Source organism: Niveibacterium umoris (assembly GCF_014197015.1).
GTDB lineage: Bacteria > Pseudomonadota > Gammaproteobacteria > Burkholderiales > Rhodocyclaceae > Niveibacterium > Niveibacterium umoris.
The window spans coordinates 845,953-868,673 of record NZ_JACIET010000001.1; the positions used below are offsets into that span (position 1 = coordinate 845,953).

19 protein-coding genes are annotated in these 22,721 nt (G+C 63.2%); 6 read left to right on the forward strand and 13 right to left on the reverse strand.

Features of this window, described 5'->3' with window-relative positions; translation table 11 throughout:
- Positions 1-17: 17 nt before the first annotated feature.
- The 4 genes from GGR36_RS03745 (at position 18) to GGR36_RS03760 (ending at position 4,799) form a co-directional block, all read left to right on the forward strand.
- Positions 18-674: an ABC transporter ATP-binding protein gene (locus GGR36_RS03745; RefSeq protein WP_183634890.1), complete on the forward strand. Its 657-nt coding sequence runs from the start codon at positions 18-20 to the stop codon at positions 672-674.
- Positions 671-3,163, forward strand: coding sequence for an FtsX-like permease family protein (locus GGR36_RS03750; protein ID WP_183631985.1), 2,493 nt, complete (start codon positions 671-673; stop codon positions 3,161-3,163). Before GGR36_RS03745 ends, GGR36_RS03750 begins: the two co-directional genes overlap by 4 nt.
- 32 nt (positions 3,164-3,195) lie before the next feature.
- Complete coding sequence (locus GGR36_RS03755; protein WP_242533093.1) at positions 3,196-4,245, forward strand: lipocalin-like domain-containing protein; 1,050 nt, start codon at positions 3,196-3,198, stop codon at positions 4,243-4,245.
- A gap of 218 nt (positions 4,246-4,463) precedes the next feature.
- Positions 4,464-4,799: a hypothetical protein gene (locus tag GGR36_RS03760; protein ID WP_183631989.1), complete on the forward strand. Its 336-nt coding sequence runs from the start codon at positions 4,464-4,466 to the stop codon at positions 4,797-4,799.
- 55 nt (positions 4,800-4,854) lie between these two features.
- Here GGR36_RS03760 and GGR36_RS03765 read toward each other — a convergent pair whose 3' ends face one another.
- Genes GGR36_RS03765 through GGR36_RS03780 form a run of 4 tightly spaced genes read right to left on the reverse strand, consistent with a single transcriptional unit; the run spans position 4,855 to position 9,080 of the window.
- A complete protein-coding gene (locus tag GGR36_RS03765; RefSeq protein ID WP_183631991.1) occupies positions 4,855-6,663 on the reverse strand; it encodes an acyl-CoA dehydrogenase in 1,809 nt (602 codons plus the stop codon).
- Positions 6,664-6,706: 43 nt separating this feature from the next.
- A complete protein-coding gene (locus tag GGR36_RS03770) occupies positions 6,707-7,369 on the reverse strand; it encodes an energy-coupling factor ABC transporter permease (protein ID WP_183632000.1) in 663 nt (220 codons plus the stop codon).
- Positions 7,370-7,387: 18 nt separating this feature from the next.
- Positions 7,388-8,320, reverse strand: a complete 933-nt coding sequence (locus tag GGR36_RS03775; protein WP_183632002.1) for an electron transfer flavoprotein subunit alpha/FixB family protein — start codon at positions 8,318-8,320, stop codon at positions 7,388-7,390.
- Positions 8,321-8,330: 10 nt separating this feature from the next.
- Complete coding sequence (locus tag GGR36_RS03780) at positions 8,331-9,080, reverse strand: electron transfer flavoprotein subunit beta/FixA family protein (protein WP_183632003.1); 750 nt, start codon at positions 9,078-9,080, stop codon at positions 8,331-8,333.
- A gap of 179 nt (positions 9,081-9,259) precedes the next feature.
- Between GGR36_RS03780 and GGR36_RS03785 the strand changes: the two genes are divergently transcribed.
- The gene (locus GGR36_RS03785; RefSeq protein ID WP_183632004.1) at positions 9,260-9,877 is read left to right on the forward strand and encodes a TetR/AcrR family transcriptional regulator; all 618 of its coding nucleotides are present in this window, start codon (positions 9,260-9,262) and stop codon (positions 9,875-9,877) included.
- Here GGR36_RS03785 and GGR36_RS03790 read toward each other — a convergent pair.
- The 8 genes from GGR36_RS03790 to ppx all read right to left on the reverse strand — a co-directional run bounded on the left by GGR36_RS03790 (position 9,861) and on the right by ppx (position 18,198).
- Positions 9,861-10,634, reverse strand: a complete 774-nt coding sequence (locus tag GGR36_RS03790; RefSeq protein WP_183632005.1) for a TatD family hydrolase — start codon at positions 10,632-10,634, stop codon at positions 9,861-9,863. The genes GGR36_RS03785 and GGR36_RS03790 overlap by 17 nt on opposite strands.
- Positions 10,628-11,431, reverse strand: a complete 804-nt coding sequence (locus tag GGR36_RS03795) for an enoyl-CoA hydratase (protein WP_183632006.1) — start codon at positions 11,429-11,431, stop codon at positions 10,628-10,630. Before GGR36_RS03795 ends, GGR36_RS03790 begins: the two co-directional genes overlap by 7 nt.
- 93 nt (positions 11,432-11,524) lie before the next feature.
- Entirely contained in the window at positions 11,525-13,174 is a 1,650-nt protein-coding gene (locus GGR36_RS03800; protein ID WP_183632007.1) for an acyl-CoA synthetase, read from the reverse strand.
- 84 nt (positions 13,175-13,258) lie between these two features.
- Positions 13,259-13,855 carry an ABC-type transport auxiliary lipoprotein family protein gene (locus GGR36_RS03805; RefSeq protein ID WP_183632008.1) on the reverse strand — a complete coding sequence of 199 codons (597 nt, stop codon included), beginning with the start codon at positions 13,853-13,855 and terminating at the stop codon, positions 13,259-13,261.
- Between the two features lie 6 nt (positions 13,856-13,861).
- A complete protein-coding gene (locus GGR36_RS03810) occupies positions 13,862-14,806 on the reverse strand; it encodes an MlaD family protein (RefSeq protein WP_183632009.1) in 945 nt (314 codons plus the stop codon).
- Entirely contained in the window at positions 14,806-15,585 is a 780-nt protein-coding gene (locus tag GGR36_RS03815) for an ABC transporter ATP-binding protein (protein ID WP_183632011.1), read from the reverse strand. The genes GGR36_RS03810 and GGR36_RS03815 overlap by 1 nt, the downstream gene beginning before the upstream one ends.
- Positions 15,582-16,697 (reverse strand): MlaE family ABC transporter permease, encoded by a 1,116-nt coding sequence (locus GGR36_RS03820; protein ID WP_183632013.1) that lies wholly within the window; start codon positions 16,695-16,697, stop codon positions 15,582-15,584. Before GGR36_RS03820 ends, GGR36_RS03815 begins: the two co-directional genes overlap by 4 nt.
- Positions 16,690-18,198 carry an exopolyphosphatase gene (gene ppx / locus GGR36_RS03825; RefSeq protein ID WP_183632015.1) on the reverse strand — a complete coding sequence of 503 codons (1,509 nt, stop codon included), beginning with the start codon at positions 18,196-18,198 and terminating at the stop codon, positions 16,690-16,692. Before ppx ends, GGR36_RS03820 begins: the two co-directional genes overlap by 8 nt.
- Positions 18,199-18,385: 187 nt before the next feature.
- Between ppx and ppk1 the strand changes: the two genes are divergently transcribed.
- Positions 18,386-20,488: a polyphosphate kinase 1 gene (gene ppk1, locus GGR36_RS03830; RefSeq protein ID WP_183632017.1), complete on the forward strand. Its 2,103-nt coding sequence runs from the start codon at positions 18,386-18,388 to the stop codon at positions 20,486-20,488.
- Positions 20,489-20,499: 11 nt separating this feature from the next.
- Here the strand turns inward: ppk1 and GGR36_RS03835 are convergent, their stop codons facing one another.
- The gene (locus GGR36_RS03835; RefSeq protein ID WP_183632019.1) at positions 20,500-22,701 is read right to left on the reverse strand and encodes a RelA/SpoT family protein; all 2,202 of its coding nucleotides are present in this window, start codon (positions 22,699-22,701) and stop codon (positions 20,500-20,502) included.
- Positions 22,702-22,721 lie beyond the last annotated feature (20 nt).

Genomic DNA, 22,721 nt, shown 5'->3' on the forward strand with positions numbered 1-22,721 from the left:
AAATGGAGGCGGCGGCGATGTTGCAGGTGCAGGGGCTGGCGAAATCCCTGGGTGGGCGACCCCTCTTCGCCGGGCTTGAGTTGTCTGTCGCAGCGGGCGAATTCGTCGCGGTGATGGGGGAATCCGGCACCGGTAAGTCGACCCTGCTCAACCTGATTGCCGGGCTTGAACGCGCCGACGCCGGATCGATTGCGGTTGGCGAATGTGCGCTCGCGGATTTGGATGACCGCAGCATCACCTTGTGGCGTCGGCGAGCGCTGGGCTTCGTGTTTCAGGCTTTTCACATCCTTCCGCACCTCAGCGTGCTCGACAACGTCGCCTTGCCCTGTCGCCTGAACGCGATGCCTGCCAGCGAAGCGCGTTCCACTGCGCTTGCGATGCTATCGGGGGTAGGGCTTGCCGAACGGTCTGCGAGCGCGCCTGGTGAGCTATCGGGTGGCGAATTGCAGCGTGTTGCCATTGCCCGTGCGCTGGTTCATCGGCCGCAACTGGTGCTGGCCGATGAGCCGACCGGCAACCTTGATCCCGACAATGCAGCGCGGGTGCTGCAACTGCTGGCGGGGGAGGTGCGACGGCGAGGCGCCGCGTGCCTCATGGTGACGCATTCACAACAGGCGGCATCGGTGGCGGATCGGGTGCTGGTCTTGCGCGAGGGGCGACTGCAAGCGCCATGAAACTGCTGGCGAGCCTGTTCCTCGCAAGCCTTGCGCAACGCCGGCTGGCCAGCGCGCTGAGCCTGCTTGCGGTGGCGCTGGGCGTTGCGCTCGGGGTAGCGGTGAGCAGCGTGAATCGTTCGGCGCTCGACGAGTTCGCCCATGGGGTAAGGGTGATTTCGGGGGAGGCCGACCTGCAGCTTTACGGGCCGCGCAATGGCTTCGACGAGGCCTTGTTTCCACGCGTTGCGCTGCTCGAAGGCGTCGACATCGCAAGCCCGGTACTCGAACTTGACGTTCGGGTGGCCGGGCGCGACGAGACGCTCAAGGTGCTGGGGCTCGATCTGCTGCGCGCTGCGGCCATCCAGCCATCGCTCCGCCCGCAGCTTGCCCGGGGCGAGAGTCGGATGAACGTGTTCGGGAGCGATACGGTGTTCCTCTCTCCGGCGGCGTTGAAGGCGCTGGGGCTGAAGCAGGGTGACGTGCTCCCGCTACAGGTCGGGCTCGATCAAGTGGAACTGCGAGTCGCCGGCACTGCCATCGGCTTTGTGCCGGGGCAGCGCGCCGCCTTGATGGACATTGGTGCTGCGCAATGGCGCTTGCGACAGCTCGGGCGCCTTTCGCGAATCGACCTGCGGCTTTCACCCGGCGCAGTGGCGACGGACGTACGCGCTGCCCTTGGGCATGTGCTGCCGCCTGGCGTGTTCGCGGTCGAACCGGACAGCCGCGAGGCACAGGCAGGCGCGATGTCCCGCGCGTACCGAGCGAATCTGACGATGCTGGCGGTCATCGCGCTCGCGACAGGGGCATTCCTGGTGTTTGCCACACAGACCTTGTCGGTGGTGCGTCGGCAAAGTGAATTCGCACTGCTGCGGGCGCTTGGCGTCACGCAGGGCGGGCTGCTCCGCGGCGTGCTTGTGGAAGGCGCCAGTATCGGGCTCTTTGGCGGGCTGGTCGGGCTGCTGCTGGGTTATGCGCTCGCCGCCGTGGCGCTCGCGCTTTTCGGTGGCGACCTGGGCGCTGGCTATTTCGCAGGTTCGCGGCCGACGCTGCAAGTCGACGTCTACGCCAGTGTCGGATTCGTTGTGCTTGGCATGCTCGCCGCCCTCGGTGGCTCGCTCTGGCCTGCGTTGCATGCCGCGCGGGGAGCGCCCGCATTGGCCTTGCGCGCGGGCCATGACCCCGCGCCCCCCCATGTGCGCGGGCGCCCTGTGTGGGCCGTGGCGATGCTGTGCATGGCCACGGTACTTGCCATGCTGCCCGCACTGGACGAGTTACCCTGGGGTGGCTACGCGGCAGTCGCTTGTGTGCTGGCCAGCGCGGTGTGCTTGCTGCCGAATGCAGCCCTTGTGATCACCAGCGCCCTGGCCAAGGCGCCGGGCCTGATGTTCGGCATGGCGCGCGCACGGGTGGCCGCCGCCTCCAGCCACGCGGTCATCGCAGCGGGCGGTGTGCTCGCGAGCGTGGCACTGGCAGTGGCGATGGCCATCATGGTGGCTTCGTTCCGCCATTCAGTGGAAGACTGGCTGGCGGTGGTGCTGCCTGCCGATATCTATCTGCGGGGTGGCCGATCTGCGCCGGCCGCCGGGCTCGAACCGGTAGTCGCCGACAAGGTGCGGTCAGTGCCCGGCGTGGCGCGAGTCGATCCGATCCGCCATGAGCAGATCCGCGTGTCTGCAGAACAATTGCCGCTGGCTCTTGTGGCGCGCCCGGTGCCAGCGGGGCGAGCGGGCAGGGTGTTCCCGATGCAGCGTGAAGTTCCTGTCACCGGCCCGGCGGTGTGGATCTCGGAAGCGGTGGCAGATCTGCATGGCTGGCAACCGGGACAAACCATTGCACTGCCCATCGGTGGCGCGCTGCACTCGTTCCAGATCGCCGGCATCTGGCGGGACTATGCGCGCCAGAACGGAGCGGTGCTGATCGATCTCACCCTGTATCGCGAATTGACCGGGGATCTGCGTTTCAATGATCTGGCGGTGTTCGCTGCGCCCGACGCAAGCGCCGAAGGGTTGCGCACGCGCTTGCGTGAGACCCTCGGCGACAGGGTGGAGATCGCGAGCACCGAAGAGATTCGTCGCCTCAGCCTCGGCTTGTTTGATCGTACCTTCGCCGTGACCTATGCGCTGGAGGCCTGCGCCGTGCTGATCGGGCTTTTCGGGATTGCGGCAAGCTTCGCCGCGCTTGCGGCAGCGCGGCGCAGGGAGTTCGGGATGCTGCGGCACCTGGGCGTGACCCGGCGCGAGATCGGCGCAATGCTGGCCTGGGAGGGCGCCCTGGTTGCCCTGATCGGGGTCTGTGCTGGCGCCATGGCCGGGGGCGGAATCAGCGTGCTGCTGATCCGGGTCGTGAATCGACAGAGCTTCCACTGGAGCATGGACTTCGCCGTGCCGTGGCAAAGTCTTGCCCTTTTTGCGCTCGCGATGCTTGGGGTTTCGGCGCTGGCCGCGGTGTTGGCAGGGCGCTCGGCGATGCTCCAAACCGCGGTTCACGCGGTGCGAGAAGACGCATGATCGGGAATTCGCGCCGACGGTTTCTGCGGGCAATGAGCGTGGCACCCTTGGTGTCGGCGCAGTCCTTGTATGCCGCCCCAGTGGCATATCCGGTACTCGCACCGCGTCGACTGGTCTTTCCGCATGACCATGGCGCACACCCCGAGCACCGTATCGAGTGGTGGTATGTGACAGGCTGGCTGGCAGCTCCAGGCGTTTCACCCTTCGGTTTCCAGGTCACGTTCTTCCAGTTACGTCCGGGGACTGATGAATCCAACCCCAGCCGTTTCGCGCTGCGGCATGTGGTTGTGGCCCATGCTGCGCTGGCCTGGCCGCCCGCGGGCCGCTTGCTGCATGCAGCCAGATCCGCCCGCAGCGGCTTGGGGCTGGTTGGGGCGCAGGTCGGCGATTGCGGACTCATGCTTGATCGTTGGCGAATGAACAGGACGGGAGAAGGCTTCCGGATCGAGCTCGACGCTGGCGAATTTGCACTTGCTTTGCGGCTGGACACCAAAGGGCCGCCGCTGCTGCATGGACTTGGCGGCTTCAGCCAGAAGGCACCCGGCATTGAACATGCCAGCATGTACTACAGCCTCCCGCAAGTGACGGTGAGCGGCTCGGTGCGAGTCGCGGGCCGGGCATTCCCGGGGCGCGGTGCGGCCTGGTTCGATCACGAATGGTCGAGCACCCTGATGCACCCGCAAGCAGCAGGTTGGGACTGGACCGGGCTCAATTTGCACGATGGCTCGGCGTTGATGCTGTTCCGTATGCGCGACCGAGGCGGCAACGCACTATGGAGCGGAGGCAGCCTGCGGACGCCGGATGGTGATGCCGCCCGTTTCAATCCCGGCGAAGTGCGTTGGCAGCCTTCGCGCAACTGGCGCAGCCCGCGAACTGGCGTGCAGTGGCCGGTGATGCAGGCGGTGCGGTTTGGCCAGCGAGTCATCCAGCTGGAGCCGCTTTTCGACGACCAGGAACTGGACGCGAGAGCCACGACGGGGACTTTGTATTGGGAGGGTGCGGTGCGTGCGCTGGAAGCGGGCCGGGAAATCGGGCGTGGATACCTCGAACTGACAGGCTATGACGGACCGCTGGTTCTGTGAGACAGGGTGGAGAGGATCGGGATTGTGTAGTCCTGACTCCGGACTGATATAACACATTACATAATACAGATTATGCGGTATGTGGGTTCGCTTTGAGCAGGCGATTGGCGCGTCTCCCTGGTCTGCCCAAACACGCACGATCGGGACGGAATCAGGACTGAAGTAATCCGCCTGGACGCCGTTGACACCGATTCCCGCCAAGCAAGGAGGATCGTGCGATGCGCGCAGACCTGCCGGATGTTTCCTTCTTTGCGCTGATCTACCGCTACTTCTGGCCCTTCCAGTACTTCAGGGACGCATCGCGCGGCTCGCGGATCGAACAGGTCCAGAACTATCGTTTCAACCGCACCATGAGCCGATACCTTCCCGGTTTCGCCGTGAAGTGGTCGTGTCTTGCCGCGGCGTGCTTTGGTGTGGGTGATTTCTGCGAGGCTGCGCTTCAGGTGCTGCTGCCTGCAGTGGTTTGCTATCTGAGTGCGACGGGGTCGATGCTGGTTGTCGTCCAGGTCGTTTTGGCCTGGCTCTGGTTCCTGCACTACCCGGAGCGGTTCTGAAATAGAGTTGGAGCGCCAGGATTGCTGGCGCTCCTGTGTGACGCGATGCCCCGGATCAGAACATCGCTTCGTCAAGCGTGAGCGCGCTGCCTGCGCCCTTGCACACGGTGTGCGAATAGCTTGCCGCATGCGGCAGCACATGCTCGGCAAAGAAGCGCGCGGTGACGATCTTCGTCTTGTAGAAGTTGCTGTCGCCCGTGCCTTCGCTGAGCTTTCGTTGTGCGGCAATGACCGCACGCGCCATCTGCCAGCCGCCACACACGATGCCCATCAGTTTGAGCATGGGCACGGCGCCCACATGAGCGGCCTTGATATCGCTACCGAAGGTGGCAAGGATGTATTCGACGGCTTGCTCCAGTGCGCTGACGCCTTGGGCCAGCGCAGCGCGAACAACCGCGACGTGTTCGCCCATCATTCCGCCCTCGGCTTCCGCGAGATTGCCATCAAGCCGCCGCATCATGCCGATGACGGCTTTGACGGTCTGACCGCCTTCGCGCGCCATCTTGCGACCGATCAGGTCATTCGCCTGGATGCCGGTCGTGCCCTCGTAGATGGCCGAGATCCGTGCATCGCGCAGGTATTGCGCGGCGCCGGTCTCCTCGATGTAGCCCATGCCACCGTGGACCTGAACGCCGAGTGATGCCATTTCGATGCCCGTTTCGGTACACCAGCCCTTCACGACCGGGATCATCAGATCCGCAAAGGCCTGGGCCTTGGCGCGCTCGGCATCGTCCGCGTGGTGATGGGCATGATCGAGTGCCGCGGCGGTCACGTAGGCCAGCGCGCGCATCGCCTCGACATGCGCCTTCATCGTCATCAGCATGCGGCGTACATCGGGGTGCTTGATGATTGCAACCTTGCCACCGCCCTTGATGCCGAGTTCCGTGCCCTGGGTGCGCTCGCGTGCATACTGCAGCGCCTTCTGGTAAGCGCGTTCGCTGATCGCAAGGCCTTCAAGTCCGACCGAGAATCGCGCCTCGTTCATCATGATGAACATGTATTCGAGGCCGCGGTTTGCCTCACCGACCAGGTAGCCGACCGCGCCGCCCTTGTCGCCGTAAGACATTACGCAGGTCGGGCTGGCGTGAATGCCGAGCTTGTGTTCGATCGACACGCAATGCACGTCGTTGCGTGCGCCCAGCGAACCATCGTCGTTCACCATGAACTTCGGCACCACGAAGAGCGAAATGCCTTTTACGCCCTCCGGGGCATCGGGCAAGCGCGCCAACACCAGATGGATGATGTTGTCGGTCATGTCGTGCTCACCGTAGGTGATGAAGATCTTCTGACCGGAAATCAGGTAGCTGCCATCGGCTTGCGGGATCGCCTTGCTGCGCACTGCCGCGAGGTCGGAACCGGCCTGCGGCTCGGTGAGGTTCATCGTGCCCGTCCAGGTCCCGGCGACCATCTTGTCGAGGAACTTGGCCTTGAGGGCATCGGAGCCACGCAACACCAGCGCCTCGATGGCGCCCTGGGTCAGCATGGGGCCGAGCGAGAAGGCCAGGTTGGCCGACTTGAACATCTCGGAAACCGGCGTCGAAACGAGCTTCGGCAGGCCCTGGCCGCCAAATTCCTGCGGGCAGCCGATGGCGGTCCATCCCGATTCCGCGAACTGCTGGTAGGCCTCTTTCCAGCCCGGCGCGGTCGCGACAGTGCCGTTGTTCCAGATTGCGCCGTTCTGGTCGCCGACCTTGTTCAGGGGGGCGAGCACGCCGCTGGCAAATTTGCCGCCCTCCTCCATGATCGCGTCGACTACGTCCGGCGTGGCTTCTTCGCAGTTCGGCAGATTGGCTAGCTCGCCGAGCCCGGCGAGTTCATGCAACACGAACTGCATGTCGCGGATCGGCGCAATGTACTGACTCATGATTGACTCTCCCCCAAAACATCGCGGCCCCGCGCCGCGCAATTCACTTGTTCGTCAGGTAGCGACGGTCGTCGAAACTCGATACCCAGCCAGGGAAGAACACCACCAGCAAGGTCGCTGCCATGCCGCTCAACCAGGCTTCGGCAAAGCCGAGCAACAGGAAGTACGGCAGGTAACCTTCGAGCAATCCGGCAAGGTCGGCGCCCCCCAGCGCCTGAAACCCCGTTGCCACCAAACCAACGCTCAGCATGCACGCGGCCGATACCGCGCACGCGTTTCCGAAGATGAAAACAAAGATGTGATTCGGCAATCTCTCTCGCAGGGCGCGATCGCACAGATCACTTATCCATGCCGGCATGACGCCGAGCAGGACGAAATTGAATGGCCATGAAGCGAGGTCGCCGCCGGTGCCAAGCACCGAGGCCAGGCTGCCGATTGCGATGGCAAACACCGCGCGAGCGCGCCCGAACCACAGCACGAGCACCGTCACCCCAAGCAGGTGCAGGCGGAATCCCGGTGCCAGGTTTGCCTTGAGGCTCCAGGCCAGCATCAGCAGCACCGACGCGCCAAGCAGGCGACCGAGCACCGGGCCGGCTATCAGGCTCCGCCATGCGACGCGGCGAGACTCGAACAACAAGGCCGCGAGCATGGCGACCGCTGACAACAGCGCGCTGCCGGGCGGGAGGGTGTCGATGCTGAAATCCACCGTCCCGCCCCGTTTGCCTTAGTTGATCGCCGCGGTGAGTTGCGGAACGAGTTCGAACAGGTCGCCCACCAGCCCGTAGTCGGCAACCTGGAAGATCGGCGCGTCCGGGTCCTTGTTGATCGCCACGATCACCTTGGAATCCTTCATGCCGGCCAGATGCTGGATGGCGCCCGAAATACCGATGGCGATGTAGAGCTGCGGCGCCACGACCTTGCCGGTCTGGCCCACCTGATAGTCGTTGGGCACATAGCCGGCATCCACCGCTGCGCGGGAAGCGCCCATTGCCGCGCCGATACGGTCGGCCAGCGGCTCAAGCACGCTGTGATAGTTCTCGCCGCTACCCAGACCGCGACCACCCGACACGATGATCTTGGCAGCGCCCAATTCCGGGCGTGCGCTGACGGTGAGTTCGCGTCCGACGAGCTTCGAGATGCCGAGGTCCGCGGCGGCGGCAACCGGTTCGACTGCCGCGCTGCCACCGGATGCTGCCGCGTCGAAGGCGGCGGTGCGTACGGTGATCACCTTGATGGCATCGACACTCTGCACCGTTGCCAGGGCATTGCCGGCGTAGATCGGGCGCACGAAGGTGTCTGCAGATTCAACGGCGATGATGTCCGAGATCTGCGCAACGTCGAGCAGGGCCGCCACCCGAGGCATGAAATTCTTGCCGAAGGTGGTCGCGGGCGCGATCACGTGGGTGTATGCGGGCGCCAGCGTCACCACGAGGGCGGCCAGGTTTTCCGCCAGATGGTCGGCGTAATGGCTTGCGTCGGCCAGCAGTACTTTCGTTACACCGCTGACCGTGGCAGCTGCCGTGGCCGCCGGTGATGCATTGTGGCCGGCGACCAGCAGGTGGATATCGCCACCGATCGCTTTTGCGGCCGAAAGGGTGTTGAGGGTCGAGGGTTTGAGCGAAGCGTTGTCGTGCTCAGCAATCACAAGAATCGTCATGTGGCTATCCTCACAGTACCTTGGCTTCGTTCTTCAGTTTTGCGACGAGTTCCTGCACGTCGGCAACCTTCACACCCCCTGCCCGCTTCGGTGGCTCGGAGACTTTGAGCGTCTTCAGACGCGGCGATGGATCGACGCCAAGGTCTGCCGGCTTGACGGTTTCGAGCGGCTTCTTCTTGGCCTTCATGATGTTTGGCAGGGTCGCGTAGCGCGGTTCATTCAGTCGCAGATCGGTCGTGACGATCGCGGGCAGCGCGACATCCACGGTTTCGAGACCGCCGTCGATTTCGCGCATGACCACGGCGCGCCCACCGGTGAGCTGGACCTTGGACGCAAAGGTTGCCTGCGGCCAGCCGAGCAGCGCGGCGAGCATCTGGCCGACCTGGTTGGCGTCGTCATCGATCGCCTGCTTGCCGAGGATGACGAGCTGCGGCTGTTCGCGCTCAACGATCGCCTTGAGCAGCTTTGCGACCGCCAGCGGCTGGAGTTCCGCGTCGGTTTCGACGAGAATCGAGCGGTCGATGCCGATCGCCATCGCGGTGCGCAGGGTTTCCTGACTGGCAGCGGTGCCGCAGGAAACGGCGACCGTTTCTGTCGCGATGCCGCCTTCGCGCAGGCGCACAGCCTCTTCGACGGCAATTTCGTCGAAGGGATTCATCGACATCTTTACGTTGGCGAGTTCGACGCCCGTGCCGTCGCCCTTGACGCGCACCTTGACGTTGTAATCGACGACTCGCTTTACCGGAACCAGGATCTTCAACTCGGTCTCCTTCAATCGGACGCTGGGTTGGCGCATTGGGCGCCGCGACCGACATTATCGCGCCTCCGGGCCGAAACATTGACAGGCAGGGTCTCGGACCGGACAATCACCCATACGTTAGCGTATGGAATGAACCATACGGTATCGTATGGTCATCCCCCCTGTCAATCGTGGAAACAATGGAAAAGAACGCTGTGAAGACTCGTGCGTCGGCCACGAACCGCCCCCCTCTCGATCGCAAGGCCTGGATTCAGGCCGCAACCGATGCGCTTGCGGAAGAAGGGCTTGCCGGGCTCAGGGTGGAGGTGCTCGCCAAGCGGTGCGGTGTCACCAAGGGCAGCTTCTACTGGCACTTCCGCGATCGGCAGGAACTGCTCGACGAGGTACTCAACCTGTGGAAGGACGGTCGCATCCGCGACGTCAGCAAGCAGACAAGAGGCGAGCCAGGCAAGCCGCTTGAGCAGATCGTGCGCGTGATCGATGTGTATTCCTCGTCGCGCAACCGCCGCGGCATCCAGATCGAATTGGCCGTGCGCGATTGGGCTCGCCGCGACCCGAAGGCAGCGGCCGTGGTTGAAGAGGTGGATCAATGGCGTCTGAAAAACGCCAAGGATCTCTTCGTCGCCTCAGGCATGACGCCGCAGGAAGCGGCAAGCCGTTCCTTGCTGCTTTACGCCTATTCCTTCGGTCTGAGTCTGATGATCTACGAACACTTCGATGGTGATGTGGTTGCGCTGCGCTCGCAGATCGCAAACTTCATCGCACGCGGGGGGGCGCCGGTCACAGCCGGCCAGTAAGCCCCGGCAGCGCCGCGACAGCGTTGGCGCCGGTTTGCGCGATGACCCGTTCAAGCGTGTCGCCGCGCAACTCGGCTACCAGGCTTGCGTAGCGCAGCAGTTCAGACGGAAGCGAGGGGCCGCCCGGGCGCCATGCGGGGGGAATGTCCGGTCCGTCGGTTTCCAGCACAATCGCTTCGAGCGGCAGATCACGCACGAGCGCACGGATGCGGCTTGATCCGTCGTACGTCATCGCGCCACCAAAACCGAGCTTGAATCCCATCGCGATGAACGTATCCGCCTGCTGGCGGCTGCCGTTGAAGGCGTGCGCGATGCCACCTCGAACCGTGATACGGCGCAGGTGTTTGAGGACATCGTCTTGCGCGCGGCGGATATGCAACAGAACGGGCAAGCCAAATTCGCGCGCGAGCTTGAGTTGCGCGACATAGAAGGCCTCTTGTCGGGTGCGATCGGCATCGGCGACGAAGTAATCCAGCCCGATTTCGCCTACCGCGACTGCCCCGCCGTTCTGCAGTTGCGCTCGGAGTTGCTCGAGCCCGGATTCGTCCGTGTCGCCTACGTAAAGCGGATGAATCCCATAGGCTGGCACCACGTCCTGATGCTGCTCGGCCAGCGCCTGCACCGGCGCAAAATTCGCCGGTGAGACGCCAGGTAGCACGAACGTGGCGACGCCCGTGGCGCGCGCATCCTCGATGACCTTGTTCCGTGTCTCCGCGTATTCAGTCGCGTCCAGATGGATGTGGGTATCGATCAGCACTGCTGTGGCATTCGGCGGCTTGACCAGACAGGCGGACGTTTCTCGATGAAAGCGTCGATGCCCTCGCCGGCATCGGCGGTCATCATGTTGCAGGCCATCGTTTCTGCTGCAAGCTGGTGTGCGGCTTCGATCCCCATCTCGAGCTGCCGGTAGAAGAGCCGTTTGCCCGCGGCGATTGCCGACGGGCTCTTGGAACAGATGTTGCGCGCCAAGTGCATCACGGCGTCGTCGAGTTGCTCGGGGGCGATCGATCGATTGATCAGCCCCAGCTGCGCAGCTTCCTGTGCGCTGACGAAATCGCCGCTCACAAGCATCTCGAAAGCCCGCTTGCGCCCCACGTTGCGCGACAGTGCAACCGAAGGCGAGCTGCAGAACAGCCCCAGATTGATCCCAGAGACGGCGAAACGCGCAGTGTCGGCGGCGATGGCGAGGTCGCACATAGCGACTAGTTGGCAGCCGGCGGCGGTGGCGATGCCATGAACCCGAGCGATCACTGGCTGCGGCAGTGTCAGCAGGCTGTTCATCAATTTGCCGCAGCGCGAGAACAGGGTTTGCTGAAAGGCTTTTTCAGGGTGGGCGCGCATTTCCTTCAGGTCGTGTCCGGCGCTGAAGGCCTTGCCGGCGCCAGCCAGCACGATGACCCTCACCGAAGGGTCTTCTGCAACCTGCCCTAACGTGCTTCCCAAGGCTTCAATCATGGCCATCGACAGCGCGTTGTATTGCGCGGGACGGTTCAGCGTCAGCGTCGCGATGCCGTCTTTGTCGCTGCGAAGTACGAAGGGTTCTGACTCAATCATTTGCGATGCTCCTTATGCTGGTCGCCGAGCAGCGAGTGCTGGCGATCGTCATCGTCACGCATGCCGGCTGCCAGTCTTGCCGCGTTCTTCGGGTCACTGGATGGCGTCGGTCGAACGCGCCCGTTCGCGGAGCACGTACTTCTGGATCTTGCCGGTCGATGTCTTGGGCAATTCGCCAAACAGGATGCGCTTGGGCGTCTTGAAACGGGCCATGCGCTCACGACAGAAGGCGATCAGTGTCTGTTCGTCGACGGTGGCGTTCTCGCGCAGTTCGACGAAAGCGCACGGCACTTCACCCCACTTCTCGTCGGGCACTGCAACCACCGCCGCCGCGAGTACATCCGGGTGCTTGTAGAGGACGTCTTCCACCTCGATAGACGAGATGTTTTCACCGCCTGAGATGATGATGTCCTTGGACCGATCCTTGATCTTTACGTAGCCATCGGGCTGCATCACCGCGAGGTCGCCGGTGTGGTACCAGCCGCCGTGAAAGGCATCCGCGGTCGCCTGCGGATTCTTCAGATAGCCCTTCATGACCAGGTTGCCGCGGAACATGACTTCGCCCATCGTCTCGCCGTCCCGCGGCACCGGCATCATCGTCAGCGGATCGATCACATCGATACCTTCCTGGGCGTGATAGCGCACGCCCTGCCGGCCGTTGAGCCGCACTTGCTCGTCGAGCGGCATCGAAGACCACTCTTGATGCTTGGCGCAGACCGCGGCCGGGCCATAGGTTTCAGTCAATCCGTAAACATGCGTAACGTCGAAGCCGATCTTCGCCATGCCTTCGATGACGGCGGCTGGGGGCGGCGCAGCTGCAATCAGCCCGCTGACCTTGTGGTTGATCCCTTCGCGCCACGCCGCCGGGGCATTGGCCAGCATCGAATGGACGATGGGCGCGCCGCAATAGTGGGTGACGCCTTCGCTGCGGATTGCCTCAAAGATCAGGCGCGCATCGACGCGGCGCAGGCACACGTTGGTGCCGCAGTTGGCAGCCATCGTCCAGGCGAAGCACCAGCCATTGCAATGAAACATCGGCAAGGTCCACAGATACACCGACTGCGGCGGCATACCCCAGGAGACGATGTTCGACAGCGCATTGAGATAGGCGCCCCGGTGGTGATAAACCACGCCCTTCGGATTTCCGGTTGTGCCGGAGGTGTAGTTGAGCGAGATCGCGTCCCACTCGTCATCGGGCGCTTCGAGTGGCGCCTCCGGTGTGCCTTCTGCGAGTAAAGCCTCATAGTCGAGGGTGCCGATCGCATCGCCGATTCCGGTGTACTCGCTATCAAGAATATCGACGACCAGCAGATCAGGCCGGTTGGCAATGCGTAGCGCTTCTCGCACCGTCGCCGAATACTCGCGATCGGTCAGCAGGACTTTGGCTTCCGCGTGATTCAGGATGAACGCGATCGCTTCGGCGTCGAGCCGGGTGTTGATCGTGTTGAGCACGGCACTGCAACCGGGTACGCCGAAATGGCATTCATACATCTCGGGCGTGTTGTTGAGAACGACCGCCACCGTGTCGCTCTTGCCAACACCGCGGCCTCGCAATGCGGATGCGAGGCGCTTTGCGCGCGCGAAGGTCTGTGCCCAGGTGTAACGACGCTGGCCGTGCACGACCGCAGGACGTTCCGGATAGATGTAGGCGGCGCGCTCGACGAAGGTCAGCGGCGACAGCGCCACATGGTTGGCGGCGCACATGTCCAGACCGTTCGCATAGGGACTGACTTGGCGTTCCATTCTCTTCTCCCCCCGAAGAAATCCCGGATGGCGCCTCCCCCGAGGCGCCATCCGGATCAGCATCAAGCGAACCGAACTCGGTCGCTAGCCGGGCGTGCAGCGCTTGGCATCTTGCGCCGCAAGCCAGGTGGCGGCATCTTTTGCGATGCGTTCAGTCGCGCCACGCAGCGCGAGCGCCCCCGCACTCGGGTCAGCGGACGTTGCCGCGTTGCGAATTTCGAAGGCCTTCTGGGCCAGCACTTCGTCCGCACGTTCGCCGCCCAGCACCATGCTTCCCGCTGCGTAACCGATGCTGCTGCCGTCTCGCGCAAAGACCTGGACGAATTCGTCCAGTTTCACCGTCAGCTTGCAACGGCCCACGCCTGCGGCTCCTGACAGCATGCGCGCGAGTTGCGACTCGACCAGTTGCGCGGGTGTCGCGCTCCACCGATTGTCGGCGTAGCTCAGTCGTCGCGTGGTCTGGTCTTCGGCATAGCGATACTGCATGGCGAGTCCGCTCAGGGCGGGAGCCCCGATTACCTCGACCCGGCGCAACGGCAAGGGGCTCATCGCACTGCCGGGTGTAGCTGGAAGCCCGAGGTCATGCACGATCGCCGCACCGGTCTCGCCGGGGCGTGATACGCAGCCACTGGCCAGGGCAATGAGCGAAATCGAGAGAGCGGTCAGGAATATGCGATACATGGCGGATCAGGGCTTTGCGGGCGGTGTATAGCCGCGCTCTCCCGGGCCCGGCTCGGCGCGCGGCCGGCCGAACACGATCGATTGCGGATTGCGTTCCAGGGTGTTGATCAAGGTGGTCAGCTCGCCGCTGGTCTTTCGCAGTTCGTCGAGTGTTTGCCCGAGGCGCTCGCCGCCGTCGGCGATGACACGTGTCTGGATGTCGCCCCCCAGCGATTCCCACCGATTCGTCAGTGCCTGCAGGCCCGCCAGGGTTGAGCGTAAGGAAGCCAGTGTCTGCGGCAATTCACCAGTCGTCTTGTCCAGATTCGCAAGGGTGTGATTGATGTCGTCGGAGTCGAAGCGGGCGAGCACCTTCTTCGCGCGTTCTATCAGCTCCGGCGCATTCGCCAGCGTCTCATCGAGGTGCTTGGTGCTCGATGAAATATGCGCGAGGCTCTGCTCAAGGTTTGCACGGTTGGTGTCGCTGAGGATCAGGTTGAGCTTGTCAGCGACGTCCCGGATGCGATTCAAGGCAAGGACGGCGGCCTCAACCGGATTGGTGTTCGAGGGCTTGAGCTCGATCCGGGGTAATTCGCCTGCAGGGGCGTCGAGCGGGCGCGGGTCGCTGCCATCGTCTTCGAGCTGCACATAGATGAAGCCGGTCAGGCCTTGCGTCGCAAGCTTTGCGCTGGTGGCTTTCGACAGTTGCAGGCTCTCGTCCAGTCGCAGGCGGATCAGGATGCGACGTGGTGTTTCCGGGTCGAGGTCGATGTCGGTCACGCGGCCGGCGCGTATGCCGCGAAAGCGCACGGCAGCCTGCTCGTTGAGGCTACCCACGCTGCCATCGGTATAGAGGTAGACGTCGTAGGTGCGCTCGGTTCGCCCGGCGAACCACCAGAAAGCGGCGGCGGTCGCCAGACCGACGACGATCGTGAAGATGCCCACAGCAAGCGCGTAAGCGCGGTTTTCCATCAGTCAGTACCTTTTCCGCGGTTCAACGCATGGAGGCTGCGCTCACTCAGGAAGAAGCGCTCGATGAATGGGTGCTTGACCTGCACCACATCCGCGAGGGAACCGGTTGCCAGTATATGTCCCTCGGCCAGCACTGCGAGCCGGTTGGCCAACGCAGCAAGGGTGTCGAGGTCGTGGGTGACGAAGACCACGGTCAGGTGCAGGGCTTCGTGAAGGGTACGGATCAGTTTCACGAACGAGGCGCTGCGGTCCGGGTCGAGGCCGGCGGTGGGTTCATCGAGCAGCAGTAGTTCTGGGTCCAGCGCCAGTGCGCGCGCCAAGGCGACCCGCTTGATCATGCCGCCCGACAACTCGGCGGGCATGCGCCAGGCCGCGTCGCGATCGATTTCGACCATGCCCAGCTTCGTGAAAACCAGATCGCGAATTTCCGCTTCGGGCAGACAGCGCAATTCGCGCAGCGGAAAAGCGATGTTGTCGAACACATTTAGCGCTGAAAACAGCGCGCCGTGCTGGAACAGCATGCCGAAGCGGCGACGACGGGCCGCCAGCGCATCCCGGTCGCCTTCATGCAGGGGTTCGCCAAATAGCCTTACTTCGCCTTCGGTCGGCGCCAGCAGCCCGACGATCTGGCGCAACAGCGTGGTCTTGCCGCTGCCCGATCCGCCCACCAGCGCCAGCAATTCACCGCGCTGCACGGTGAGATCGATGCCACGCAAGACCCAGTGGCGGCCGAAGCGCGTGCCGATACCGCAGAGTTCGATCGGTGGCGCGACGCTCATCCGCGGCCCAGTCCGATGTTGCGGGTCGCGAGCGCAAAGATCGCGTCCATCAGGATGACCAGAGTGATGGCTGCTACGACCGAACGCGTGGTGTTGCCAGACAGGCTTTCGGTGTTCGGTTCGACCCGGAGGCCGAAATGGCACGCAACCAGGGCTATGGTCGTGCCGAACACTGCGCCTTTGGTCAGCGCGATCCAAAGGTTCGGGAGCGGCACCGCCTTGGGCAGGTTTGCGATAAAGAACTGGAGGTCGAGCCCCAACTCGAAGTAGGCGGCGATCATGCCGCCGGCCAGCGCGATCGCGCAGGTCCATGACACCAGCAAGGGCATCGCAATGGCGAGTGCGACCACCTTGGGAAACACCAGGCGCAGATGGCGTGGGACCCCCATGGTTGCCAGCGCGTCGATTTCTTCGGTCACCCGCATCGTGCCGAGCTGTGCAGTCATGGAAGAGCCCGAACGCCCGGCTACCAGCACCGCGACAAGGACTGGCCCCAACTCACGGATGATGCCGATGCCGAGTACATCGACGATGAACGCCTCGGCACCGAAGCGCTTGAGTTGCAGGGCGAACAGGTAACTCAGGACAACGCCGATGAGGAAGGCTACCAGCGCCGTCACCGGCATCGCGCGCACGCCAGCCTTGTAAAGGTTGGCCGAAATTTCGCGCCATGGAATGCGGCTCGGGGTCCGCAGCACGTACGCACATTCAATCACCAACTGCCCCAGCAGGGCGACGAAGCACGAGACATGAGCAGCGACTTCAAGCGAACCGCGGCCGATGTCGGCAATGACGCCGAAGGGATCCCGCGGCGCACGCTTGGCGGGCTGTTCGGCGACATGCGCGCGCAAGCGCTCAAACAGCGCCTCGTATTCCCCCGGAATCTTTGCCGATGCTGGGGTCTTGCGGCCCCAGGCACGCCAGAGCAAGAGCGCGCCGTAGGTGTCAAGTGCGGTGACTGCGCTCAGATTCCAGTGCACGGACGTGTCCGCACTGCGCACGGCGACGCGCAGTGATTGCGGTGCGCGTGTCAGTGTCGAAAGCGTCCAGTTTCCGGCGAGGGTGACCTCGTTGCCGTCGCGCGACAACGAGGGTGGTGCTCGATCAGGCATCGCGGCTTCCCGCGCGCCCGCGACTGACGCGCAATCGAACCGGCATACCGCAGGCTTCCCACTGAATCCCCTCCTCTTCCAGCATCGATGCAGTGAGGGGGCGATTTTGCAGATCCTCGGCGCGAGCACTGACCTGAAAACCTTTGCGCGAACCGGTGACCAGCAGTTCCGGTGCATCGGCATCGTCGCGCGTGCGATGCAGGATGAAGGCGACCCGCAGGCAAAGGATCAACAGCCAGTCTGTCTCGCTTGGCTGCAGCGCGAGTACGCGCTCGAGCTTGCCGCGATGTCCGAGCGCAAGGCAGGCGAGTCGTGTCTGATCCTTGCGCGAGAACCCTGGCATGTCGGCATTGGCCAGTATGTAGGCGCTGTGCTTGTGGTAACTGGGGTGCGCGATCGATAGGCCAAGCTCGTGCAGGCGCGCTGCCCAGACCAGGAACCGACGGTCGATATGATCCGGGTCGATGGCGGCCGGCATCGCCTGAACCAGAAGTTTGCAGGCCGTATTCGCCACGCGCATCGCTTGCGCTGCATCGACTTCGTGGCGCCGCATGAAGGTCTCGACGGTTACATCGCGAAGATCCTGATGCGAGAAACGACCGATCAGGTCATACAGCACCCCTTGTCGCAAGGCGCCATCGCAGAAGGTCACCTGATCAAGGCCGAGCGCTTCCATCGCGGCGGACATGATCGCAAAACCACCGGGCAGCACCGGGAGTCGGTCGGCACGCGTACCGGGAATCGTCAGGCGGTTGACGTTGCCCGCACGCAGCAGTTCCTGGCGCAACTGCGCCATGCCTTCGCGCGTGATGCCACCTTGCGAGAAGTGGTTCAGTTCAAGCAGTTCCGCAATCGCTTTCGCGCTGCCGCTTGAAGCGATCGCCAGTTCCCAGCCGACTTCCCTGTAGGTGTGCGCGATCGTTTCGAGCTCTCGCATCGCCGCAATTTCTGCGGCGCGCAACCCCGCCTTGTCGATGCGCCCTTCGGGGAAGAACTTCAGGCTGTAGCTGACACAACCCATGTAAAGCGATTCGAGGACGATTGGTTCGAGCCCGCGACCGATGATGAATTCGGTCGAACCGCCTCCGATGTCAAACACAAGTTGTTTGTGGCCCGGATCAGGCAGGGTGTGCACGACCCCGAGGTAGATCAGGCGCGCTTCTTCGCGGCCGGAGATGACCTCGATCGGGAAACCAAGGGCCTGCTCGGCCTGTTCCAGGAAGCTGCCGGCGTTCTTGGCGACCCGCAGGGTGTTGGTCGCCACTGCGCGCACTTCGTCAGCGCGGAAGCCTCGCAACCGTTCGCCGAACTTGCGCAGTGCCGACAGACCCCGTGCTTGCGAGGCGATGTCGAGTTGTTTGTCGGGGGTCAGGCCGCCAGCAAGGCGAACCGGTTCCTTGAGGTTGTCGAGCGCAAAGATCTGGTCGCCTACGACGCGCCCGACGATGAGTCGGAAGCTGTTCGAGCCGAGATCGACTGCAGCGATAAGCTCGTGTTTCATTGTCTTGGCTGCTTTTGGGTCTTGCGAACCGGGAGGCTAAGGTCGCTAGTTTAAACGGCGCCCCGCTAGCCTGTGTTACGGATACGGGCCTCGCGCGGGCATCTCGGCCCCCGTTAGCGGACTCGTGGTTAACGGTTTCGCGTGAAATGCCACACAATAACGAACCTTACCGAAGAGGCTGGGAAGAATGACTCGTATGCAATGGCAGCGGCAGCATCCTGCTGAACACTACCTGAATCGCGAACTTTCGCTGCTGGCCTTCCAGAGACGCGTTCTGGCACAAGCTGCAGACCCCACCGTGCCCCTGCTGGAGCGCCTCAAATTCCTCTGCATCGTATCGAGCAATCTCGACGAATTTTTCGAGATTCGCGTCGCCGGTGTGCGCGCCAAAACGGCCCTCGGTGCCGATTCAAGCTCACCTGACGCGATTGCGCCGCGCGATCTGTTCTCGCGACTTTGCCGCGAGGTGCACGGCATCATCGCGGAACAATATGCCCTGCTGAACGATACGATTCTTCCGGCTCTTGCCGCCGAGGGCATCCGTTTTCTGCGGCGCAGCGTATGGACGCCCGAGCAGCAGGAGTGGATTCGCGATTACTTCTACCGCGAAATGATGCCGGTGCTCACGCCGATCGGGCTCGACCCGGCCCACCCGTTTCCGAGGGTCCTCAACAAGAGTCTGAACTTTGCGGTGGAGCTCGAAGGCCGCGATGCCTTTGGCCGTGTTTCGAACGCTGCGATCGTACAGGCGCCGCGCGCGCTGCCGCGAGTGATCCACCTTCCAGCCCACCTTGGCGGAAGTCCCCATACTTTCGTCTTCCTCTCTTCGATCCTGCACGCGCACGTGGGTGCGCTGTTCGAAGGCATGACGGTGCTCGGTTGCTACCAGTTCCGCGTGACCCGCAACAGCGACTTGTTATTCGACGAAGAGGATGTGAAGGATCTGCGGGCAACCCTTCAGGACGAACTGCAGCAGCGCCATTTTGGAGATGAGGTGCGCCTGGAGGTGGCGGACAACTGTTCCGACGCGATGGCCGAATTCCTGCTGCAGCAATTCGACCTGCGTCGCGAAGAGATCTACCAGGTGCCCGGCATCGTAAACCTGGTGCGCTTGATGCAGGTGCCCGACTGGGTCGACCGCCCGGATTTGAAGTTCAAGCCGTTCCAGCCGGTGGTGCCAAAGGAACTCGATTCTCGTTGCGACATCTTTGCGGCGATCCGCAAGCGCGATCACCTGCTGCATCACCCGTTCCAGAGCTTTGCACCAGTGATCGACCTTTTGCGGACGGCCGCAGACGATTCGCAAGTTCTGGCGATCAAGATGACCGTGTATCGCACCGGTACCGACTCAGTGCTGATGGAACACCTGATTCGTGCCGCACAGAAAGGCAAGGAAGTCACCGTTGTCGTGGAGCTGATGGCGCGCTTCGATGAGGAGGCCAACATCGGCTGGGCGTCACGTCTGGAACAGGTAGGTGCCCACGTGGTTTACGGTGTCGTGGGCTACAAGACCCATGCCAAGATGCTGATGGTGGTGCGTCGCGAAGAGGCTGAGGGGGGCTCGCCGGGTGTGCTGCGGCGCTACGTCCATCTCGGGACCGGCAATTACCATCCCAGAACGACACGTTTCTATACCGATTTTGGCCTGTTCACAGCCAATGAGCAGATCGGCGCCGACGTCAGCGATATCTTCAAGCAGCTGACCGGGCTCGGCCACCCGCGGGCGCTGCGGCACTTGTGGCAAGCGCCGTTCACCTTGCAACCGAGTGTGGTGGCCGCGATTCGGAACGAGTCAGAGATCGCGCGCAACGGTGGCAAGGGTCGCATCATTGCGAAGCTCAATGCCTTGCTGGAGCCGGAAACCATCGAGGCGCTCTACGAAGCGAGTGCCGCGGGTGTCGAGATCGACCTCATCGTGCGCGGGCCGTGTGCCTTGCGCCCGCAAGTGCCGGGGCTGTCCGAGAATATCCGTGTGCGGTCGGTAGTCGGGCGCTTCCTTGAACATACACGGGTACTGTATTTCGGCGCCAATGGTGAAGACAGGGTCTACCTGTCCAGTGCCGACTGGATGGAGCGCAATTTCTTCCGCCGCATCGAAACCGCCTTCCCTATCCTTGATCCGAAACTTAAGCGGCGTGTCATCAAGGAAGGCTTGCGGCCTTACCTTGGTGACAACTGCCAGGCTTGGGATCTGGACGGCAGCGACGGATCGTATCGCCGCAAGCAGGGACGCACCCAGCGTCGTTCGGCACAGGAAATCCTGCTCAACGAACTGGTGGGCGGCACCTGACAAGGGGTTGATCAGGCGCGACGCGCCCGATCTACCCCCTCTACCTCGCCGATCAGAGCCAGCGCCCGCTGGCTCTGACTCGCGTTGCGCACTTCAACGGTGAAGCGCATGAATGCGCGTCCGCCCTTCGACATGGTATTCACTGCGACGACGTTGAGCTTTTCGCGCGACAGGATTTCAGAGATGTCGCGCAGAAGTCCCTGGCGATCGTGCGCCTCGACCGCGATATCGATCGGGTAGACATCGCTGACGTTGCCGACCGGTTCCGTGTCTCCCCACGCCGCAGCAACGACACGTTCCGGGTGTCTGGATGCGACGTGCTGGTAGTCACGGCAATCGGACCGGTGGATCGAGACGCCCTTGCCGCGGGTGACGAATCCGCTGATCGGGTCCGGCGGCGCCGGTTTGCAGCAGCGACCGAGCGTAGTCAGCAACTTGCCGACGCCGTACACAAGGATCTTGTCGTCGCGACCGCGCGCCCGGCTGCGACCAAGCACTACATCGGGCGCCGGCTCGGCATGCGCGGCGTCACCGTGCAAGGCGATCTGGATCTGGCGTGCGCCGACATCGCCACGCCCCACGGCCAGCAGGAAGGCGTCGGTCGTCTTGAATCCAAGGCGGCTTGCAAGCTCATCCAGGCTCGAATGGGCCTGGCCTTCGCGCTGCAACTCCTTGAGCGCAATCGTGCGTCCCTGCGACAGCGTCTCGGCCTCTTCCTGCAGCGTGAACCAGCGTCGCACCTTCGCCCGGGCATTCGAGGTCGCGAGGTAACCGAGCTGGGGATTGAGCCAATCGCGTGACGGGCCCCCCTGCTTGGCAGCAATGATGTCCACGACCTGGCCGTTATCCAGGGTCGTGTTGAGCGACACCATCTGGCCGTTGACCTTTGCACCCCGGCAGCGGTGGCCGAGATCGGAATGAACGCGGTAGGCAAAGTCGATCGGCGTAGCGCCCTGCGGCAGGTCGACCACCCTGCCCTGCGGCGTCATGACGTAGATGGTGTCGTCCAGCGATGCGTTCTTGTAGTGGGATTCCCACTGTGCCGAATCGCTGATTTCATCGCGCCAGGAAAGAAGCTGGCGGAGCAAGGCGATCTTTTCGTCGTATTCGCCGGTTTCGCGGGCACCTTCTTTGTAACGCCAGTGCGCGGCGACGCCCAATTCGGCGTGGCGGTGCATTTCCCAGGTGCGGATCTGCACTTCAAGCGCGCGGCCGTCGGCAGCCCGCACGGCAGTGTGCAGGCTCTGGTAGTTGTTGCCCTTGGGCTTTGAAATGTAGTCGTCGTATTCGCCGGGAATCGGTTGCCAGATGGTGTGCACGATGCCCAGCGCGGTGTAGCAGTCGCGCACATCCTTCACCAGCACCCGCAGTGCGCGAACGTCGTACACCTGCGAGAAATCCAGGTGCTTGGCGCGCATCTTGTTGTAGATGGAAAAGATGTGCTTGGGGCGCCCATACACTTCCGCCTCGACACCCGCACCGGCGAGGTCCGACTTGAGGCGCGCGATCGATGTTTCGATGAAGGCTTCACGCTCCACCCGACGCTCGTCGAGCATCTTGGCGATGCGCTTGTAGGTTTGCGGTTCGAGGAAGCGGAACGAGAGATCTTCAAGTTCCCACTTGAGCTGCCAGATGCCGAGGCGATTGGCCAATGGCGCATAGAGATCCATGCTCTCGCGCGCCAATTCCTCGCGTCCATCGACGTCGTGCTCGGTGAGATAGCGAAGGGTCTGGGTCCGGCTCGCCAGACGTAGCACGACGACACGGATGTCTTCGACCATCGCGAGCACCATCTTGCGCAGCACTTCCGTCTGCGCACGCAAATCGGTGGTGCCGGCTTGGGTCGCCTTTCGCGTAATCAGGCGCAGGCCGGCAAGACGTGACAAGCCTTCAGTGAGGCGGGCCACGTTGCGCCCGAAGCGCCGTTCGATTTCTTCGCCCGGTTGGTCGACGAATTCGACCACCGCAAACAGCAGTGCGGCGAGGCGGGTGTCGAGGTCGAGCTTCAGCGGCACTGCGATCAGCGCCATGCCGAGAGCATGGCGGAGCGTTGGTTCGCCGGTACGCAAGGCATGGTCGCCGTACAGCGGGACGATCCAGTCCAAGGCTGCCTGAAGGGGCGCGATTGATTCGTCCCCCAAGCCTTCCGCGAGGGCGGCAGCTTTCAGGAGCGATGCGTCATTGCTGTCGAGAGAGTGAGCGACCTGAACCATGCGCGCATTATTCCACAAGG

Bases quoted from the DNA above. Each gene is read 5' to 3' on its own strand.
- GGR36_RS03745 (WP_183634890.1), top strand. From the start codon at position 18: ATGTTGCAGGTGCAGGGGCTGGCGAAATCCCTGGGTGGGCGACCCCTC.
- GGR36_RS03750 (WP_183631985.1), top strand. From the start codon at position 671: ATGAAACTGCTGGCGAGCCTGTTCCTCGCAAGCCTTGCGCAACGCCGG.
- GGR36_RS03755 (WP_242533093.1), top strand. From the start codon at position 3,196: ATGAGCGTGGCACCCTTGGTGTCGGCGCAGTCCTTGTATGCCGCCCCA.
- GGR36_RS03760 (WP_183631989.1), top strand. From the start codon at position 4,464: ATGCGCGCAGACCTGCCGGATGTTTCCTTCTTTGCGCTGATCTACCGC.
- GGR36_RS03765 (WP_183631991.1), bottom strand. From the start codon at position 6,663: ATGAGTCAGTACATTGCGCCGATCCGCGACATGCAGTTCGTGTTGCAT.
- GGR36_RS03775 (WP_183632002.1), bottom strand. From the start codon at position 8,320: ATGACGATTCTTGTGATTGCTGAGCACGACAACGCTTCGCTCAAACCC.
- GGR36_RS03785 (WP_183632004.1), top strand. From the start codon at position 9,260: ATGGAAAAGAACGCTGTGAAGACTCGTGCGTCGGCCACGAACCGCCCC.
- GGR36_RS03795 (WP_183632006.1), bottom strand. From the start codon at position 11,431: ATGATTGAGTCAGAACCCTTCGTACTTCGCAGCGACAAAGACGGCATC.
- GGR36_RS03800 (WP_183632007.1), bottom strand. From the start codon at position 13,174: ATGGAACGCCAAGTCAGTCCCTATGCGAACGGTCTGGACATGTGCGCC.
- GGR36_RS03805 (WP_183632008.1), bottom strand. From the start codon at position 13,855: ATGTATCGCATATTCCTGACCGCTCTCTCGATTTCGCTCATTGCCCTG.
- GGR36_RS03810 (WP_183632009.1), bottom strand. From the start codon at position 14,806: ATGGAAAACCGCGCTTACGCGCTTGCTGTGGGCATCTTCACGATCGTC.
- GGR36_RS03815 (WP_183632011.1), bottom strand. From the start codon at position 15,585: ATGAGCGTCGCGCCACCGATCGAACTCTGCGGTATCGGCACGCGCTTC.
- GGR36_RS03820 (WP_183632013.1), bottom strand. From the start codon at position 16,697: ATGCCTGATCGAGCACCACCCTCGTTGTCGCGCGACGGCAACGAGGTC.
- ppx (WP_183632015.1), bottom strand. From the start codon at position 18,198: ATGAAACACGAGCTTATCGCTGCAGTCGATCTCGGCTCGAACAGCTTC.
- ppk1 (WP_183632017.1), top strand. From the start codon at position 18,386: ATGACTCGTATGCAATGGCAGCGGCAGCATCCTGCTGAACACTACCTG.
- GGR36_RS03835 (WP_183632019.1), bottom strand. From the start codon at position 22,701: ATGGTTCAGGTCGCTCACTCTCTCGACAGCAATGACGCATCGCTCCTG.